At 55.9% G+C, this 2,294-nt stretch carries 2 protein-coding genes; both read right to left on the bottom strand.

The window, feature by feature from the left end:
- On the bottom strand, nucleotides 1–1,540 hold a 1,540-nt coding region (gene glgP / locus ABYV26_RS24555; protein ID WP_372683979.1), incomplete at its 3' end, for an alpha-glucan family phosphorylase.
- A gap of 78 nt (nucleotides 1,541–1,618) precedes the next feature.
- On the bottom strand, nucleotides 1,619–2,294 hold a 676-nt coding region (locus tag ABYV26_RS24550; RefSeq protein ID WP_372683978.1), incomplete at its 5' end, for a toprim domain-containing protein.

Below are 2,294 nucleotides of genomic sequence, written 5' to 3'. Positions count from 1 at the left end.
GTGCTCTCTTGTACGTGGCGAACCGGCGGGCAAAACCGAGTGTCAGCACCGAGGGATCGAGGAAGGCGCCTCCGGCAAGCATCACGGATGAACTGCCCCCGCCATCGGCCCAACGCAGGCGGGTGCGCTCCCGGATCGCATCGATCAGTTTTACCTTGAGCCAGTGGTGCGTTTGCCACAACTCGGTGTCGGGGACTTTGTCGAGGCGCTGCCAGACGGTCGGAGCGTCATGCTTATCGAGCCAGCCGGTTCCGAGGTACTTGTCCAGCAGCAGCTTTATTTTCGGTTCGATCCAGGTGGGCACGTGGACGCCGTTGGTGACGTAATCGATGGGAACCCGATCTTCCGGCAGGTCGGGCCACAGGCATCGCCACATCTTCCGGGAGACTTCGGCGTGCCGTTTGCTCACCGCGTTCCGACAGCCGGATAACCTCAGCGCAAAAGCAGTCATATTGAATCCGGCTTCCGGTTTTTCCGGATGGGTGCCCAATTTTAAAAACGCGTCGCGATCGAGACCCAGGTCAGGCCAGTAGGAATGAAAATACTTTTCGATCAACTGAAAGGGAAAAACATCGTGACCCGCGGGAACAGGCGTGTGTGTCGTGAAGATCGTGGCCTTGATATTTTTTTCGCTGGCCGCGGCAAAATCGCTGCCCGTGGATACCCCTGCCCGGATACGTTCCAGCAGGGCGAAGGCCGCATGCCCTTCGTTCAGGTGCAAGAGGTAATGATCGATGCCTAACGCCTTAAGCACCGCGGCGCCACCTAATCCCAAAACGATCTCCTGGCGCAGGCGTTGCTCAGAATCACCGACGTAAAGCCGGGCGGTGATGGCTCGGTTCCAGGGATCGTTGATTTCGATATCCGTGTCCATCACATAGAGGGAAACACGCCCGACGGCGACCTTCCACACCGCGACATGGATGGGCGGATCGGTGAGCGGCACCTTGACGACGCGTTGGCGTCCATCCTTGTCCAGCACCTTCGAAATAGGAGCGGCTTCGCGGTTGATGGACTCGACGATATTCTCCTGCCAACCGTCATCCCGGATCTGTTGCCGGAAATAGCCTTCCGGGTACATGAACCCCACAGCCACCAGCGGCACACATAAATCACTGCATTCTTTTAGGTAATCTCCCGCCAGGAAGCCCAGCCCGCCGGCATAAAAGGGTAAGGAGCGATGCAGGCCGTATTCGGCGGAAAAGTAGGCCACGGCATACTTGTGGTCCGGTGAAAACGGCGCCAGCAGATGGCAATCTTTGTGCTTCATATATTTTTGAAACACATCCATGACATCATCGTACCTGCCAATATAGTCGGCATCGGCGCCGGCCTTTTCCAGAATTTCGCGGGGAAGCTCTCTGAGCATCTTGTCCGGGTTGTGGCCGCTCTCCTTCCAGGCCTGCCGGTCGAGGGTCTTGAAGAGCATGCGTGCACCCGGGTTCCAGCTCCACCAGAGGTTTTCCGCCAGCTTCTCCAAACCGGCAAGGTGTTCCGGCAAATGAGGAAACAGGGGTTTTGCGGTATGGTTGTTTTTCATCAGCTATATCCTCCCAGGCTTTGGCGGCGCCATCGCCGGTTTTGATGTCCAGCGGTTATGATTCCAGGTCCTTGTTCATCACACCTGTTGCAGAGAAAAACCACTGATGGCATCAACTACCGGCTTCAATAAATCGTAAGGGTCCTGACCGTCCGTCAGACCACCAAGGTAATAGACCCACCCGCCGGTTTTGGCCGCAATCCGTTCAATGCCGTTTCTACCGAGTTCGTCCCAGTCGTAGGCGACAATATAGTGCTCGATGTCAAGGCCCTTGAGAATGGCCGCCGCTTCGGGGGTGAGATAAGAACCCAATGTGGAGACCACCACTTGCCTGTCCTGGTCGTGGAGCAAATTGTAGAAGGCAAAATAATCAAAGATGCCCTCCACCAGGATGATCGTCCGGTACTGCCGGATATAGTGCCTTGCCTTGTCAATGCCGTATAGCCAGCACCTGGCGGAAAGGGGAACTTCTCTGGTCTGGTGCTTGAGCCAGCGAACGCCCTTATCGCCCGGCCGCCTGCCGACCAATCCGATCGGGCGGGCATCGGCATCATAAATGGGGAACACCATCCGACCGGCGAAAAAATCAGCGTAATTTCTTGAAAACAGGTTTTTGCGTTTGAAATCGATCTGCCGGCAATAGTACCCGTATCCCTTGACGGTTGCATCGTTCAGGAATCTGAATAGTCCGCCATTTGAGAATGCATCGAAGACATCAGCGTCCTTTTCAAAGTGTGGCAAGAAACCGTCAACT

The sequence above is a fragment of the Desulfosarcina sp. genome, from assembly GCF_041551955.1.
Taxonomy (GTDB): domain Bacteria; phylum Desulfobacterota; class Desulfobacteria; order Desulfobacterales; family Desulfosarcinaceae; genus Desulfosarcina.
This window is presented reverse-complemented; position numbering and strand designations above follow the sequence as displayed.